16 protein-coding genes are annotated in these 16,526 nt (G+C 59.7%); 2 read left to right on the top strand and 14 right to left on the bottom strand.

Annotated features, from left to right (window positions below; genetic code table 11):
* Window positions 1–23 precede the first annotated feature (23 nt).
* The 5 genes from KUA23_RS04520 to kdgD form a co-directional block, all read right to left on the bottom strand.
* Complete coding sequence (locus KUA23_RS04520) at window positions 24–965, bottom strand: AEC family transporter (RefSeq protein ID WP_078046874.1); 942 nt, start codon at window positions 963–965, stop codon at window positions 24–26.
* 187 nt (window positions 966–1,152) lie between these two features.
* Entirely contained in the window at window positions 1,153–2,706 is a 1,554-nt protein-coding gene (gene garD, locus KUA23_RS04515; RefSeq protein WP_078046873.1) for a galactarate dehydratase, read from the bottom strand.
* 11 nt (window positions 2,707–2,717) lie between these two features.
* Window positions 2,718–4,082: an MFS transporter gene (locus KUA23_RS04510; protein WP_078046872.1), complete on the bottom strand. Its 1,365-nt coding sequence runs from the start codon at window positions 4,080–4,082 to the stop codon at window positions 2,718–2,720.
* 184 nt (window positions 4,083–4,266) lie between these two features.
* Window positions 4,267–5,712 carry an aldehyde dehydrogenase family protein gene (locus KUA23_RS04505; protein WP_252993503.1) on the bottom strand — a complete coding sequence of 482 codons (1,446 nt, stop codon included), beginning with the start codon at window positions 5,710–5,712 and terminating at the stop codon, window positions 4,267–4,269.
* A 54-nt stretch (window positions 5,713–5,766) separates the two neighbouring features.
* The gene (gene kdgD / locus KUA23_RS04500; RefSeq protein ID WP_034102171.1) at window positions 5,767–6,678 is read right to left on the bottom strand and encodes a 5-dehydro-4-deoxyglucarate dehydratase; all 912 of its coding nucleotides are present in this window, start codon (window positions 6,676–6,678) and stop codon (window positions 5,767–5,769) included.
* A gap of 234 nt (window positions 6,679–6,912) precedes the next feature.
* Between kdgD and KUA23_RS04495 the strand changes: the two genes are divergently transcribed.
* Window positions 6,913–8,070, top strand: a complete 1,158-nt coding sequence (locus tag KUA23_RS04495) for a phospholipase (protein WP_346356374.1) — start codon at window positions 6,913–6,915, stop codon at window positions 8,068–8,070.
* An 86-nt stretch (window positions 8,071–8,156) separates the two neighbouring features.
* Here the strand turns inward: KUA23_RS04495 and KUA23_RS04490 are convergent, their stop codons facing one another.
* The 8 genes from KUA23_RS04490 to rplM all read right to left on the bottom strand — a co-directional run bounded on the left by KUA23_RS04490 (window position 8,157) and on the right by rplM (window position 13,953).
* Complete coding sequence (locus KUA23_RS04490) at window positions 8,157–8,906, bottom strand: FadR/GntR family transcriptional regulator (RefSeq protein ID WP_016976230.1); 750 nt, start codon at window positions 8,904–8,906, stop codon at window positions 8,157–8,159.
* A gap of 157 nt (window positions 8,907–9,063) precedes the next feature.
* Window positions 9,064–9,483: a ClpXP protease specificity-enhancing factor gene (locus KUA23_RS04485; protein ID WP_078046869.1), complete on the bottom strand. Its 420-nt coding sequence runs from the start codon at window positions 9,481–9,483 to the stop codon at window positions 9,064–9,066.
* 17 nt (window positions 9,484–9,500) lie between these two features.
* Window positions 9,501–10,118 (bottom strand): glutathione S-transferase N-terminal domain-containing protein, encoded by a 618-nt coding sequence (locus KUA23_RS04480; protein WP_024073431.1) that lies wholly within the window; start codon window positions 10,116–10,118, stop codon window positions 9,501–9,503.
* A gap of 149 nt (window positions 10,119–10,267) precedes the next feature.
* Window positions 10,268–11,047, bottom strand: a complete 780-nt coding sequence (locus tag KUA23_RS04475; RefSeq protein WP_034102164.1) for a cytochrome c1 — start codon at window positions 11,045–11,047, stop codon at window positions 10,268–10,270.
* Complete coding sequence (locus KUA23_RS04470; RefSeq protein WP_003171746.1) at window positions 11,047–12,258, bottom strand: cytochrome b; 1,212 nt, start codon at window positions 12,256–12,258, stop codon at window positions 11,047–11,049. Before KUA23_RS04470 ends, KUA23_RS04475 begins: the two co-directional genes overlap by 1 nt.
* Window positions 12,258–12,851: a ubiquinol-cytochrome c reductase iron-sulfur subunit gene (petA, locus tag KUA23_RS04465; protein ID WP_034102161.1), complete on the bottom strand. Its 594-nt coding sequence runs from the start codon at window positions 12,849–12,851 to the stop codon at window positions 12,258–12,260. The genes KUA23_RS04470 and petA overlap by 1 nt, the downstream gene beginning before the upstream one ends.
* A gap of 266 nt (window positions 12,852–13,117) precedes the next feature.
* Window positions 13,118–13,510, bottom strand: coding sequence for a 30S ribosomal protein S9 (rpsI, locus tag KUA23_RS04460; protein WP_002555064.1), 393 nt, complete (start codon window positions 13,508–13,510; stop codon window positions 13,118–13,120).
* A 14-nt stretch (window positions 13,511–13,524) separates the two neighbouring features.
* Entirely contained in the window at window positions 13,525–13,953 is a 429-nt protein-coding gene (rplM, locus tag KUA23_RS04455) for a 50S ribosomal protein L13 (protein WP_003188508.1), read from the bottom strand.
* Window positions 13,954–14,201: 248 nt separating this feature from the next.
* Between rplM and KUA23_RS04450 the strand changes: the two genes are divergently transcribed.
* Window positions 14,202–15,242, top strand: a complete 1,041-nt coding sequence (locus KUA23_RS04450; RefSeq protein ID WP_017138269.1) for an NADP(H)-dependent aldo-keto reductase — start codon at window positions 14,202–14,204, stop codon at window positions 15,240–15,242.
* A 113-nt stretch (window positions 15,243–15,355) separates the two neighbouring features.
* Here KUA23_RS04450 and KUA23_RS04445 read toward each other — a convergent pair whose 3' ends face one another.
* Complete coding sequence (locus KUA23_RS04445) at window positions 15,356–16,492, bottom strand: acyl-CoA dehydrogenase family protein (protein WP_252993502.1); 1,137 nt, start codon at window positions 16,490–16,492, stop codon at window positions 15,356–15,358.
* Window positions 16,493–16,526 lie beyond the last annotated feature (34 nt).

The raw sequence follows: 16,526 nt of genomic DNA, 5'->3' as shown, positions 1-16,526 counted from the left end.
GGTCCTCACAGACACCACAACACTCAGATCCAACCACCCGCCTGCAACACAAAGATCCCGATATTCGTGGTCACCGCCGCCATCAAGGTGGTGATCACGATAATGGCCGCCGCCAGCTCATGATTACCCTCGGCCGCCCTGGCCATGACAAAGCTGGCCGCCGCAGTCGGTGCACCGAAGTACAAGAACAGAATCCCCAGCTCCGGCCCCCGGAACCCCAGCAACCACGCGCCCAGCGTCGCCACCAGCGGCAGGCCGATCATCTTCACCAGGCTGGCGCTCAGGGCCATGCTGCCACTTTTGCGCAACGCTGCCAGCGACAGGGTGCCACCGATGCAGATCAGCGCCAGCGGCAAGGTCATGTCCGCCAGGTACTGGCCCGAAGATTCCAGCCAACCCGGCAAGCCAATCTGGAACACCGCGAACGGCGTGGCCGCAAACACACTGATGATCAGCGGGTTGGCCACCACGCTCTTGCAGATGCTCCACGGGTCGGACTTGATCACCGGGCTGTACACCGCCAGCACGATGGTCGATAGGGTGTTGTAGAACAGGATCACCAGCGCCGCGAGGATCGCGCCGAGGGAAATCCCGTAGTCGCCGTACATGCTCGCGGCCAGCGCCAGGCCGATCACGCCGTTATTGCCACGGAACGCACCCTGGGTATAGATGCCCCGGTCTTCACGCGGGCAACGAAAGATCGCCCAGCCCCAGGCCAGCGCGAAGCTGACCAATGTGGCGACGGCAAAGTAGATCAGCAAACCTGGCTTGAGCGCCGAGTGCAGGTCAGCATGCAGGATGCCGAGAAACAGCAACGCCGGCATGGTGACGTTGAACACCAGGGACGAGGCTGTATGGATAAAGTTGTCGTTGATCCAGTTGATGCGTTTGAGCAGCACACCCAGGAACAGCATGGCAAACACCGGCGCGGTGATGGTCAGGGTGGTGAGGAAAATTGCCAGCATGCCGGGTAGAACCTTGGTGAGCGTCGTTAGGTGGCCAATGATAAGCCAATGTAGGCCGCTTCGTCCGGGCAACGCTGATCATATGTGGGAGCCGGCTTGCCTGCGATGGCGGTGTACCGGTCGATACGCTCGTATCTGACACCCCGCCATCGCAGGCAAGCCAGCTCCCACAAGGTCCGTGGCGGGCTCAGGTAATGGGCGCCGGGTTGAACAAGGTGATGTCGTTGTGCAGCTTGTGGTGCTCCGCCCACGTCTGCTTCTTGCCGCTGGCCACATCCAGGTAGAAGTGAAACAGCTCCCAACCCAGCTCCTCGATGGTCGCGCGCCCGGTGGCAATGCGCCCGGCGTCGATATCGATCAGGTCTGGCCAACGCTGCGCCAGCTCCGTACGCGTCGACACCTTCACCACTGGCGCCATCGCCAGCCCGTAAGGTGTGCCGCGTCCGGTGGTGAACACATGCAGGTTCATCCCTGCAGCCAGCTGCAAGGTGCCGCACACAAAGTCACTGGCCGGGGTTGCGCAAAAGATCAGGCCCTTACTCTTGAAGCGCTCACCCGGGCCCAGCACGCCATTGATCGCGCTGCTGCCGGATTTGACGATAGAGCCCAAGGACTTCTCGACAATGTTCGACAAGCCGCCCTTCTTGTTTCCCGGCGTGGTGTTGGCGCTGCGGTCCGCCTCGCCCTTGGCCAGGTAGCGATCGTACCAATCCATTTCCCGGACCAGTTCCTGGGCAACGGCTTCGCTTTCAGCGCGAGAGGTCAGCAGGTAGATCGCATCGCGAACCTCGGTCACTTCGGAAAACATCACCGTCGCCCCAGCCCGCAGCAACAGATCCGAGGCATAGCCCAGCGCCGGGTTGGCGGTGATGCCGGAGAACGCATCACTGCCGCCGCACTGCATGCCCAGGATCAGCTCGGACGCCGGCACCGTTTCGCGGCGGCGCTGGTCGAGCTTCTTCAGGCGCGTCTCGGCCAGCTCCATGATCTGCTCGATCATCTCGGTAAAGCCGTGGCTGGAGTCCTGCAGCCGATACAGCCACGGCTCGCTCAGGTCGACCGAGCTGTCGTTGTCGTGCATCACCTGCCCGGCCTGCAATTTCTCGCAGCCCAGGCTGATCACCAGGGCCTCGCCCCCCAGGTTCGGGTTGCGCGCCAGGTTGCGCACGGTGCGGATCGGGATGTAGGCATCGGTCGCAGTGATTGCCACGCCACAGCCGTAGCTGTGGGTCAGCGCCACCACGTCATCGACGTGCGGGTACTTGGGCAACAATTCGTCCTTGATGCGCTTGACCGCATGGTCCAGCACGCCCGTGACGCACTGCACCGTGGTGGTGATACCGAGGATATTGCGCGTGCCCACGGTGCCGTCGGCGTTGCGGTAACCCTCGAAGGTAAAGCCCTCCAGCGGTGCCTGGGTTTCAGGCACCTCGGTGGACAGTGGCAAGCTGTCCAGTGGTGGCGCGGTCGGCATGCGCAGTTGATCTTCCTGCACCCAACTGCCGCGCGGAATCGGCGCCAGGGCGTAACCAATGGTCTGGCCGTAGCGAATAATCTGACCGCCTTCGGGGATATCTTCCAGGGTCACCTTGTGGCTCTGGGGGATGAAATCCACGGTCACCAGGCCGTCCGGGAACTCGGTCCCGGCCGGTACGCCCTGGTCATTGACCACGATCACCACGTTGTCGCGCTCGTGCAAGCGAATCGAGCGCGGCGAGTCGGCATGTTCAATCAACTGCATCACACGGCCCCTCAGGAATGCGCTTCGGTTAGGTTGGTCAACTCAGGCCCCTTGGTAGGCGGCTCTTTGAGTACTACACGTTTGATCGGGCCAACGATGACCAGGTAGCTGAACACCGCCACCAGGGCATTGGCGCCCACGAACACCAGGGCCCATTTGAACGAACCGGTGGTGCTGATGATGTAGCCGATGACAATCGGCGTGGTAATCGACGCGAGGTTACCGAAGGTGTTGAACAAGCCGCCACTTAGGCCGGCGATTTGTTTCGGCGAGGTGTCGGACACCACCGCCCAACCCAGTGCGCCAACGCCCTTACCGAAGAAGGCCAGGGCCATGAAACCCACCACCATCCATTCGATATCCACATAGTTGCAGGCCACGATGCTGCTGGAGATCAACAGACCACCGATGATCGGTGCCTTGCGGGCGAAGGTCAGGGAGTGGCCCTTGCGCAGCAGGTAATCGGAAATCACCCCGCCAAGAACGCCACCAATAAACCCGCAGATCGCCGGCAACGAGGCAATAAAACCGGCCTTGAGGATGGTCATGCCACGGTCCTGCACCAGGTACACCGGGAACCAGGTGAGGAAGAAGTAGGTGATGCCATTGATGCAGTACTGGCCCAGGTACACGCCAAGCATCATGCGGTTGGTCAGCAACTGGCGGATGTAATCCCACTTCGGCCCATCGGTTTTCTTGCCCTTGCCTTTGTCCTGGTCCATGTCGACCATCGCCCCATTGGCGGCGATGTGGTTGAACTCAGCTTCGTTGATCATCGGGTGCTGACGCGGGCTGTGGATCACTTTCAGCCAGATCAGCGAGAACACGATGCCGATCACGCCCATCACGATAAACACGTGCTGCCAGCCAAAGCTGTAGACGATCCAGCCCATCAGTGGCGCAAACAGCACGGTGGCGAAGTATTGCGCCGAGTTGAAGATCGCCGATGCCGTACCGCGTTCAGCGGTCGGGAACCAGGCGGCGACAATTCGAGCGTTGCCGGGAAAGGACGGCGCTTCGGCCAGGCCCACCATGAAGCGCAGCATGAACAGCGCAACCACGGCGGTGGAGACACCAAACTCACCGACATAGCCTTGCAGCACAGTGAACAGTGACCAGGTGAAGATGCTCAGGGCATAGACTTTTTTCGAACCGAACCGGTCCAGCAGCCAGCCGCCGGGGATTTGCCCGGCCACGTAGGCCCAACCGAATGCAGAGAAGATGTAACCGAGGGTGACCGCGTCGATGCCGAGGTCTTTTTGCAGGCTGGAGCCTGCGATAGCGATGGTGGCCCGGTCGGCGTAGTTGATCGTGGTCACCAGGAACAGCATGAGCAGGATCAAATAGCGGACGTGGGTCGGCTTGGTCGCTTGCATGTAGAAGTACTCCCACTAATTATTTTTTTTGCGGGTAATGGTCTATTTGTCGGTGGGGACCGCTTTCATGCGGAAGCCGGGCTTGCTCGCGATTCAGGCACCTCGGTGTGTCAGGCACACACCGGTGGATGCTATCGCAGGCAAGCCAGCTCCCACACAAAGCGGGCGCCACGGGTGTCGCGTATTACGAACCGATGTAGCTGGTCTTCACCACGGTGTAGAACTCTTGCGCATAGCGACCTTGCTCACGCGAACCATAGGACGAGCCCTTACGGCCACCAAACGGAACGTGATAGTCCACGCCGGCAGTCGGCAGGTTGACCATCACCATCCCGGCCTGGGAATGGCGCTTGAAGTGGTTGGCGTACTTGAGCGACGTGGTGGCAATGCCCGCCGACAACCCGAACTCGGTGTCATTGGCCATCGCCAGCGCTGCTTCGTAGTCCGCCACGCGCACCACGTTGGCCACAGGGCCGAAGATCTCTTCACGGCTGATACGCATGGCGGCTTCGCTGTCGGCAAACAACGTCGGTGCCAGGTAATAGCCTTCGGTGTCACAGGTCACCAGGCCACCACCGCTCACCAGCCGCGCACCTTCGCTCTGGCCGATGTCGATGTACTTGAGGTCCTGGTCCAACTGGGCCTGGGAAACCACCGGGCCGATGTCGGTGCCGCTCTTGAGGGCGTGGCCGACCTTGATCGACTTCATGCGCTCAGCCATGGCCGCGACGAACTGGTCGTGGATACCGGCGGTGACGATCAAGCGGCTGGAGGCCGTGCAACGCTGGCCGGTGGAGTAGAACGCGCTCTGCACCGACAGCTCGACGGCCTGCTTGAGGTCGGCGTCGTCGAGGATGATCTGCGGGTTCTTGCCGCCCATTTCCAACTGCACCTTGGCCTGGCGCGACACGCAGCTGACTGCAATCTGGCGCCCAACACCGACGGAACCGGTAAAGCTGATGCCATCGACCTTCGGGCTGTTGACCAGCACATCACCCACGACGCGACCGCTGCCCATCACCAGGTTGAACACACCGGCAGGGAAACCGGCGCGGGAAATGATTTCGGCCAGGGCCCAGGCGCAGCCCGGCACCAACTCGGCAGGCTTGATCACCACGCAGTTACCGTAGGCCAGGGCCGGGGCGATCTTCCAGGCGGGGATGGCGATCGGGAAGTTCCACGGCGTAATCAGGCCGACCAAACCCAGGGCTTCGCGGGTGACTTCAACGTTGACGCCCGGACGCACCGACGGTACGTAGTCGCCGGACAGGCGCAGGCATTCACCGGCGAAAAACTTGAAGATGTTACCGGCACGGGTCACTTCGCCGATGGCTTCGGGCAGGGTCTTGCCCTCTTCACGGGCCAGCAGGGTGCCGAGTTCTTCGCGGCGTGCGAGGATTTCGCTGCCGACTTTATCCAGGGAATCATGTCGCGCCTGGATGCCGGAAGTGGACCAGGCCGGGAATGCGGCGCGGGCAGCGTCGATGGCAGCGTTGACTTGGGCAACATCAGCCTTGGCGTATTCACCAATGACATCGGACAACTCCGACGGGTTGAGGTTGACGCAATAGTCGGCACCGGCCACCCATTGGCCGTTGATGTAGTTATCGAAACGTTGGGCTTGGGACACAAATCTTCTCCTGACGCAAAAGGCCGCTGATTACTCAGCGGCCTTGTAGATGGGTTATTGCGCGCCTTGCTTGTCGATCAGCGCGGCCAGGGCTTCATATTCTTCTGGCAGCAGGTCGGTCAGCGGCGTACGCACCGGGCCTGCGTCATAGCCGGCGATTTTTGCACCGGCCTTGACGATGCTCACCGCATACCCGGCCTTGCGGTTACGGATGTCCAGGTACGGCAGGAAGAAGTCGTCGATGATCTTGGCGACAGTGGCGTGATCGTCCTTGGCGATGGCGTGGTAGAAGTCCATCGCAGTTTTCGGGATGAAGTTGAACACCGCCGAGGAGTACACCGGCACACCCAGGGCTTTGTAGGCAGCGGCGTAAACCTCTGCAGTCGGCAGGCCGCCGAGGTAGCTGAAACGATCACCGAGGCGACGGCGGATCGACACCATCAACTCGATGTCACCCAGGCCATCCTTGTAGCCGATCAAGTTCGGGCAACGCTCGGCCAAGCGTTCCAGCAACGGCGCGGTCAGGCGGCAGACGTTACGGTTGTAGACCACCACGCCGATCTTGACCGATTTGCACACGGCTTCAACGTGGGCGGCAACCCCGTCCTGGCTGGCTTCGGTGAGGTAGTGCGGCAGCAGCAACAGGCCTTTGGCACCGAGGCGCTCGGCTTCCTGGGCGTACTCGATGGCCTGGCGGGTCGAACCGCCTACACCGGCCAGGATAGGCACGCTGGTGGCGCAGGTATCAACGGCGGTTTTCACCACCTGGGAATATTCGCTGGCAGCGAGGGAGAAAAACTCACCGGTACCGCCGGCAGCGAACAAGGCAGTGGCGCCGTAAGGGGCGAGCCATTCCAGGCGCTTGATATAGCCCGCCTGGTGGAAGTCACCCTGGGCGTTGAAATCGGTCACCGGGAAAGACAGCAGACCGTGGGAGAGGATGGACTTCAGTTCTTGTGGATTCATTATTCGAACACCCTGGGCGAAGACTTTCTGTCGAAAGGTTGTTGTTGGTTTTGGTGATGTCGTACGTCATCGTACAACTATAAAAAGATTCGTCAACTGCAATTCATCAGACTTCATCGGGTGACGTGTTTAGACGTGCGTTCTTGACGTAGGAAGTTTTTCCTCTATGCTCGGCATTACTGTATATACATACAGTTATTACGGAAGATTCCTACGACATAGCAAGGAGCTAACATGTCAGGTCTAGAACTCGCTGCACCCGAAAAGAACCCGCCTACCCTGCGCTTCGAAGGGGGTGAACACACCGCCATAGGCGACGACACGCTGTTGCGTTTCGTCAAAGACGCACCGGCCATTCCCGCACGCCAAGTCGAACTGCACCTGCCCAACGGGCTGGCGCTGACCTATGGTCAAGTGATCGCCCTGGGCGGCGACTTCTATGGCATCCCCGGCCAGCCCATCAGCGACGGCGCCTCCCCTGCCGATCGTCTGCAACGCTTTACCGCCGCATTCAACAGCCTGGCGGTACTGCCCGCCTCGCGGGAAGAAGCGCACAAGATCCTCGCGGTGATGCAAAAGGAGATCAATGCGGTCAAGCAGGCGATCAAGGATGGCAAGCAACCTCACGAAGCCTACGACGCGCTGGGTGACACGTTGTCGGAAGAATGGAATCGCATCACCGGCGGCGGCAGTGCGGTATCGGCGCTGATTCCGCTGGGGCGTTACTTGAAACTGGCAGCGGACAACGCCGATCACTTCGGGGAATGGGCGCTGTCGGCGTACCTGGCAGGCCACACGGCGGCGCTGCAACAAGCCGTTGTGGCCCACCAGACCGGCACCGACCAGGCGCTGGAACTGGCGTATGCCATGAACAGCTTTGCCGATCACTTTTTGACCGACCTGTTCTCAGCCGGGCACTTGCGTGTCCCACGCAAACAACTCGCAGCGGTGGTGACACCCGGTGAACTGGGTTCGCTGATCAGTCGCTTCATGCATGACGAAGACAGCAAGTTCGGACTCAAAGTACGCAATGCCATGGGCGATCAGTGGCACGCGTATGGGGATAAACGCTACTTCGACGCCATCGATGCGGACAACCGCGTGCAGGTCAAACGCGCTGTGCAAGCTTCGGCGGATGAGATTTTCGACACCTTCATCAGTGGTGTCCCCCCCTCCCCGGCCAACTTCAAGGCACCGCTGTATGTGCCGGACTTGAATGCCGCGCAGAACCCGGCGAACAACTTCTCGCCGTTGTTCAAAATGGAGGGCGACAAGGTGCTGCGTCGCAAGGACGTGAATGACTTGAACGACAAGTACTGGACGAATGATTGGTGGGGGTGGAGCACTTACCTGCTGCTCAAGGACTACAAGCCAAACCAACCCGCCAACTGACGCAGTAGGAGCCCGGCTTGCCGGCGATGACGATCTTTTGGACGCTATCGCCGGCAAGCCGGGCTCCTACAGGGTCGGTGCAGCCTTCAACCGCGCTGCGCTTCTGCCTCTTCATGGGCATGGCGCAGCCGCTCACGGCTGTTGGTCAGGTGCAATCGCATCGCCGCCCGCGCCGCATCGGAATCCTGGCGGGCAATCGCTTCATAGATTTCTTCATGCTCACGACTCAAGCGCCCCATGTAGTGCTGCTGGTCATCATGGGCCAGGCGCGCCGAATTCAGGCGGGTGCGTGGAATGATGCTGGTGCCCAGGTGGGTCATGATGTCGGTGAAGTAGCGGTTACCGGTGGACAGGGCAATTTCCAGGTGGAATGCAAAGTCGGAGGCCACTGCGTCACCGGCGTGAGCCGCGCTTTCATTCAGGGCATCGAGCGCCGCACGCATGGCGGCCAGTTGCTCGTCGCTGCGGCGCAAGGCGGCCAGACCTGCGGATTCCACTTCCAGGCTGATCCGCAACTCCAGAATCGCCAGCACATCACGCAGGGTCACCACGGTGGCCGGGTCGATACGGAAACCGCTCGGGCTTGGCGTATCCAGCACAAAAGTGCCGATACCATGACGGGTCTCGACCTGACCCGCCGCCTGCAAGCGTGAGATGGCTTCACGCACCACGGTGCGGCTGACCCCATGGGCGTCCATGATCGCTGACTCGGTGGGCAGCTTGTCGCCCCGCTTGAGCTGGCCGTCGCGGATCTGCTCGGACAACACCGTGACCAATTCCTGGGCAAGGCTGCGGCGCTTGCGGGGAAGACGAGGGGCGGTGTTGGCGTTTTCCATGATGAATCATCTTTCTCGGTGAGCTTGAGCACGCATCATAGCCCATGGTGGTTGTACGATCACCGTCTGGGCGCGACTTTCATCCTTATCCTGCGCGCAAAAAAATGCCCCGACACAGGTCGAGGCATTTTTCCAGCCACCCCAAGGGGACAGCTCGTTATTTCACGACTTTCAGGCTCGGCCGGCCACTGGGGCGCGGTGGCTCGGAATCCGGTGGCGGCAGATCATCGCCCTCTTCGGTTTCAATCGATTCGTCATCCTCGAAAGGCGACTCCAGATCAAACACCATGCCTTGGCCGTTCTCCCGGGCATAAATGCCAAGGATGGCGCCAATCGGCACGTACAGCGTATGCGGCACACCGCCGAAACGCCCTTCGAAGCTAACCGCTTCATTGTCCATGTGCAGGTGGCGCACAGCACTGGGTGATACGTTCAGCACAATCTGCCCGTCACTGGCAAAACCCTGCGGCACCTGAACCGCAGCAAATTCGGAATTGACCAGCATGTGCGGGGTGCAATCGTTGTCCACAATCCACTCATAGAGCGCGCGGACCAAGTAGGGTCGACTGGAGTTCATCAGCGGCTCCTTAAGCCTTAGCGCATATCGCGTTCGACACCAGACAGACTCGCCTGGAAAGCCTCACGCGCAAACTGGCGCTCCATATAATCAAGCAGCGGCTTGGCAGGCCGCGGCAGTTCAATACCGAGAATCGGCAAACGCCAGAGTATCGGTAATAGGCAGCAATCGACCAAACTTTGTTCCTCACTGAGGAAAAAAGGTTTATCGGCGAACAGCGGCGAAACGCCGGTCAGGCTCTCGCGCAATTCCTTACGCGCCTGTACACGTGCCGCCTCTTTACTGCGGGTATCCAGAATCACATCCACCAGCCCGCACCAGTCACGCTGGATCCGATGGATCAGCAGGCGGCTATTGGCACGCGCCACCGGGTACACCGGCAGCAAGGGTGGATGTGGGTAACGCTCATCCAGGTATTCCATCACGACGGTCGACTCCCACAACGCCAGGTCACGATCGACCAGGGTGGGCAAGCTGCCGTAGGGGTTCACTTCGATCAGTTTGGGTGGATGACGACCTGCTTCCACACTGATGATCTCGGCGCTGACACCCTTCTCTGCGAGCACGATACGTACTCGGTGGGAATAGTGGTCGGCGGGGTCGGAGTAACAGGCCAACCGGTTGGTCACGCCCATGGCGGTCCTCCTCGCTTGTTGAAATTATCGAAAGCTCAAAAACGAGCGCGCCCAGAGAGCATCTCTGTAACGCCTGGTACAACCAGACCGCTACGTATTCAGAGATGCCGCTGGGCGCGCAAGATTAACAGCAATTGCTTACGGTTGGATCAATGCACATCCTTCCAGTATTCGCGTTTGAGCAGATAGGCGAATACGAAGAAGAAGGCCAGGTACAGCAACACATACGTACCGATGCGCTGATGCTGCAGTTTGACCGGATTGGCCGAGTAGGCCAGGAAAGTCACGAGGTTCTTGACCTTCTCGTCGAACTGCTCGTCTGTCAACGAACCTGGGGTTTCTATCTTCAGTTGATCGCACGCTTCATGAGTCAAAGGCGTGCCAGTCAACGGATCGTATTGCTTCTTGCCGTCTTCAACGACCTGAATCTGCTTGCATCCTACCACTTGCTTGCCTTGCAGGCCGACCAGAACGTTAGGCATGCCGACATTCGGGAATACACGGTTGTTCACGCCATAAGGGCGCGCCGGGTCTTCGTAGAAGGATTTCAGGTAGCCGTAGAGCCAGTCGGTGCCGCGTACACGTGCCACCAGGGTCAGGTCAGGCGGTGCTGCGCCGAACCAGGTCTTGGCGTCGGCGGGCTTCATGCCGATGGTCATGTGGTCGCCGATCTTGGCACCGGTGAACACCAGCTTCTCCAGCATCATTTCATGCGGGATACCGAGGTCATCGGCCACCCGTTCGTAACGCTGGAACTTGGCGCTGTGGCACCCCATGCAGTAGTTGGCGAACGTACGTGCGCCGTCTTGCATGGCTGCCTTGTCAGACACGTCGATATCGACTTTTTCCAGTTCCGGGCCGCCGTGCTCGGCAGCGAAGGACAGTAGCGGCAGGGCCGCAAGCATCAATGCAACGAATAACTTTTTCATCAGCCAGTCACCCTTTCCGGAACCGGTTTGGTCTTCTCGAGCCGGGTGTAGAACGGCATCAGAATGAAGTAGGCGAAGTACAGGAAGGTGCAGACCTGCGACAGCAACGTACGCTCAGGGGTCGGCGCCAGTACGCCCAGTACACCCAGGATCACGAACGCAATGCAGAACACCCACAGCCAGATCTTGCTCAGCCAGCCCTTGTAGCGCATGGACTTGACCGGACTGCGGTCGAGCCAAGGCAACACGAACAGCACCGCGATGGCCGCGCCCATGGCGATTACGCCCATGAGCTTGTCGGGGATCGCCCGCAAGATCGCGTAGAACGGCGTGAAGTACCAGACCGGGGCAATGTGCTCAGGTGTCTTGAACGCGTTGGCCTGTTCGAAGTTAGGCTTCTCCAGGAAATACCCGCCCATCTCCGGGAAAAAGAACACGATCGAGCAGAACACGAACAGGAACACCACCACGCCGACAATGTCTTTCACGGTGTAGTAAGGGTGGAACGGAATGCCGTCCAGCGGGATGCCGTTTTCGTCCTTGTGCTTCTTGATGTCCACGCCATCCGGGTTGTTGGAACCCACTTCGTGCAGCGCCAGGATGTGCAATACCACCAGGCCCAGGATCACGATCGGCAAGGCCACCACGTGCAGGGCGAAGAAGCGGTTCAGGGTGATGCCCGAGATCAGGTAGTCACCACGGATCCACTGGGTCAGGTCGTTGCCGATCACCGGGATCGCACCGAACAACGAGATGATCACCTGGGCGCCCCAGTACGACATCTGGCCCCACGGCAGCAGGTACCCCATGAAGGCTTCGGCCATCAGCGCCAGGTAGATCAGCATGCCGAACACCCACACCAACTCGCGGGGCTTCTGGTACGAGCCGTAGAGCAGGCCGCGGAACATGTGCAGGTAGACGACGATGAAGAACGCCGACGCGCCGGTAGAGTGCAGCAGGCGCAGGATCGAGCCGTACTCGACGTCACGCATGATGTACTCGACGGAGGCAAATGCCTCTTCCGCCGACGGGGTGTAGCTCATCGTCAGCCAGACGCCAGTGACAATCTGGTTGACCAGCACCAGCAATGCCAGGGAGCCGAAGAAGTAGAAGAAGTTGAAGTTTTTTGGCGCGTAATATTTGCTGAGATGGTCTTCCCACATTTTAGTGGCGGGGAAGCGCGCATCCACCCAATCCATGAACTTGCTCATCACGCGTTCTCCTTATCGAGGCCAATGACAATGAGGTCGTCAGTTTCGTAGGTATGCGGAGGCACAGGCAGGTTCAGTGGCGCGGGCTGGGACTTGTAGACACGGCCAGCAAGGTCGTAGTGGGAGCCGTGGCAGGGGCAGAAGTAACCGCCAACCCAATCCTTGCCCAGGTCGACTGGGGCCACTTCCGGGCGGAAGGTAGGCGAGCAACCCAGGTGGGTACAGAGACCGACCAGCAGCAGGATCTCTGGCTTGATCGAACGCACTTCGTTCTTGGCGTAGGCGGGTTGGTCGGAATTCTCGGATTTTGGGTCAGACAACTGGCCTTCGATCTTTTTCAGATTCCCCAGGATTTCCTCGGTACGACGAACAATGAAGACCGGCTGGCCGCGCCACTCAGCAATCATCTGCTGTCCTGGCTCGATCTTGCTGATATTCACCTTCACCGGTGCACCTGCGGCTTTCGCCTTGGCACTGGGAAACCATGACCCCACGAACGGGACCGCAGCCCCCACCGCTCCTGCAGCACCCACCACGGATGTGGCTGCTACCAAGAAGCGACGCCGGCCTGCATTCACGCCGTCATTGCTCATTCAGTCCTCTCCCATCAGCTTTTTGGCCTGTTAAATCAGGCGTCTACTAAGTGTTGAATCTTTACTTATAAAAATTTTGCCGAATGGTAATGAAAAGCCCCACGTATGACAAGGGAATTGCCCTGGGCTCAGCCTCCAGGCCTTGTAGTATAGGGGGTCTACGGATGTGGCAAGTTGTCACGGCGATTTTTCTGCATAAATTGCAGGCAATAAAAAACGCCCAGCTCCGTGAGGAGGCTGGGCGTTTTTGTGGAACGTAAAGCGAATTAACGCTTCGAGTACTGCGGACGCTTACGCGCTTTACGCAGACCGACTTTCTTACGTTCAACTTCACGGGCATCGCGAGTTACGAAGCCAGCTTTGCGCAGAGCGCCACGCAGGGTTTCGTCGTACTGCATCAGAGCGCGAGTGATACCGTGGCGGATTGCGCCAGCTTGACCACTTACACCGCCACCGATAACGGTGACGTAGATGTCGAACTTTTCAACGGTCTCGGTCAGTTCCAGCGGCTGACGAACTACCATGCGGGCAGTTTCGCGGCCGAAGAAGTTGTCCAGGGAGCGGTTGTTGATCGAGATGTTACCAGTGCCCGGACGCAGGAAAACGCGTGCGGTTGCGGTTTTGCGACGGCCAGTGCCGTAATTTTGAGTCGCCGACATAATGAACTATTCCGTTAAAACTTCAGTTCTTGGGGCTGCTGAGCAGCATGAGGGTGTACAGCGCCCGCATAGACTTTCAGCTTGCGAAACATATCGCGACCCAGTGGGCCCTTAGGCAGCATGCCTTTGACCGCGATTTCGATCGGGGCTTCAGGCTTCTTGGCAATCAGGCCTTCGAAGTTGGAAGACTTGATACCGCCTGGGAAACCGGAGTGACGGTAGTACATTTTGTCGCTTGCTTTGTTGCCGGTTACACGAACCTGCTCAGCGTTGATGATCACGATGTAGTCACCAGTGTCAACGTGAGGGGTGTACTCAGGCTTGTGCTTGCCACGCAGACGGCTGGCGACTTCAGTGGCCAGACGACCCAGGGTCTGACCAGCGGCGTCGACGACAAACCAGTCGCGCTGAACTGTTTCCGGTTTTGCAGTAAAAGTTGTCATTCTTTAATAGCCTCAGGGGCCGCCCTGTAAATTAGACGGCGGATCTTACTGAATAGTGCGTACTTTGACAAGTCAAAGGCAGCCGGATACAGACGCTATCGGGGGCTCGGGTCGGCGCGTCCGTTCAACGGCAAGATTCTTCGGCAGGCGGCGCATCACTTCCACTGCAGAAAGAGGTGGGCAATTATGCAGATTGCGAAAAAAAATTCAACCTGCTTTTATGATTGTTTTCCCTGAAGGAGCACCCGATGGATTATCGACAGCTGGGCCGTACGGATCTGAACGTGAGCGCGATAGCCCTCGGCACCATGACGTGGGGCGAGCAGAACAGCGAGGCAGAGGCCTTCGCACAGATCGAGCGGGCCAAGGCCGCGGGGATCAACTTCCTCGACACAGCCGAAATGTACCCGGTGCCGCCCAAGGCCGACACCTACGCCACGACCGAGCGCTACATCGGTAATTACTTCAAAAGCCGTGGCGACCGCGCCGACTGGATCCTCGCCAGCAAGATCGCCGGCCCCGGCAACACCATCGACTACATCCGCGATGGCCACCTGCGCCATAACCGCAAGCACATCGTCGACGCACTGGATGCCAGCCTCAAGCGCCTGCAAACCGACTGGATCGATCTCTACCAGCTGCATTGGCCAGAACGCAGCACCAACTTCTTCGGCCAACTGAGCTACAAGCACAAGGACGAAGACGACCTCACCCCGCTGGAAGAAACCCTCGAGGCGCTGGACGAGCAAGTGAAGGCGGGCAAGATCCGCCACATCGGCCTGTCCAACGAGACCCCGTGGGGCACCATGAAATTCCTGGCCCTGGCCGAAGCCCGTGGCTGGACCCGTGCGGTGTCGATCCAGAACCCCTACAACCTGCTCAACCGCAGCTTTGAAGTGGGCCTGGCGGAAGTCGCGATTCGCGAACAATGCGGCTTGCTGGCCTACTCGCCACTGGCGTTCGGCATGCTCAGCGGCAAGTACGAAAACGGCGCGCGCCCGGCAAAGGCACGCCTGACGGAATACAGCCGCTTCAGCCGCTACTTCAACCCGCAGTCGGAGGCGGCGTGCAGCCGGTATGTGGCACTGGCACGCGAACACGGCCTGGACCCGGCGCAGATGGCGCTGGCGTTCGTGACCCAGCAGCCATTCGTGACCAGCAATATCATTGGCGCCACCAGCCTGGAGCAGCTGGACAGCAACATTGCCAGTGCTGACCTGAAACTGTCGAAAGAGGTATTGGAAGGGATTGAAGCGATTCAGAAGGATCACCCAAACCCAGCACCTTGATTGACCGTTAGATCGCTATCGCAGGCAAGCCAGCTCCCACATCTCACGGTGTTCACGCGCCAAAATGTGGGAGCTGGCTTGCCTGCGATGGCGCCCTTAAAAGCCCCACAAGCTCAAAGCGCCCGCGCAATGATCTCCTTCATGATCTCATTGGTCCCCGCATAAATGCGCTGCACCCGTGCATCCGCCCACGCCCGGGCAATCGGGTACTCCCACATAAAGCCGTAGCCGCCGTGCAGTTGCACGCACTCATCGAGCACCTTGCATTGCAGGTCGGTGGCCCAGTACTTGGCCATCGCCGCCGTGGGCACATCCAGCTTGCCCTCCAGGTGCAACGCCATGCACCTGTCGACGAATACTCGGCCGATCTGAATCTCGGTGGCCATCTCCGCCAGCTTGAAGCGCGTGTTCTGAAAGTCCGCGATCGCCTTGCCAAACGCCTTGCGCTCGCGGGTGTATTCCAGGGTCCATTGCAACGCCGCCTCGGCTGACGACAACGCGCCAATCGCCACGGTCAGGCGCTCCTGGGGCAACTCCTGCATCAAGTACGCGAAGCCCATGCCCGCCTGGCCCAGCAGGTTTTCCTTGGGCACCCGCACATCCTGGAAGAACAGCTCCGAGGTGTCCTGGGCCTTCATGCCCACCTTCTCCAGGCGCTTACCCTTGTCGAAGCCTGGCGTGTCGGCTTCCACCAGGAACAGGCTGGTGCCCTTGGCGCCCGCCTTGGGATCGGTCTTGGCGACCACGATCACCAACTCAGCCAGGTAGCCATTGGTGATGAACGTCTTGGAGCCGTTGATCACGTACTCATCGCCATCCAGCACAGCAGTGGTCTTGACGCCTTGCAGGTCGGAACCGGCCCCCGGCTCGGTCATGGCAATGGCCGTGACCATCTCGCCGGAGATCAATTTGGGCAGGTATTTGTGCTTCAGCGACTCACTGCCGTAATGCAGGATGTACGGTGCAACAATGTCCGAGTGCAGGGAAAAACCGATGCCGGTCAGGCCCAGCCGGCTGATCTCTTCGATCACCACCGCGCTGTACAGGAAGTCCGCGCCCAGCCCGCCATATTCCTCCGGCAAGTGCGAACACAGCATGCCCGCCTCCCCCGCCTTGCTCCACAAACTGCGGTCGATGTAGCCCTGCTTCTCCCATTGCCCATGGAACGGCGCAGCGTCCTTTTCGAGGAAGGTGCGCACGCTCTCGCGGAAGAGTTCGTGTTCCGGGCTGAACAAGGTTCTGGGAATCATGGGTCACCTGCGTGGATTGTCGGACAAAGACGAG

This window comes from Pseudomonas pergaminensis, from assembly GCF_024112395.2.
GTDB classification, from domain to species: Bacteria; Pseudomonadota; Gammaproteobacteria; order Pseudomonadales; family Pseudomonadaceae; genus Aquipseudomonas; species Aquipseudomonas pergaminensis.
This window is presented reverse-complemented; position numbering and strand designations above follow the sequence as displayed.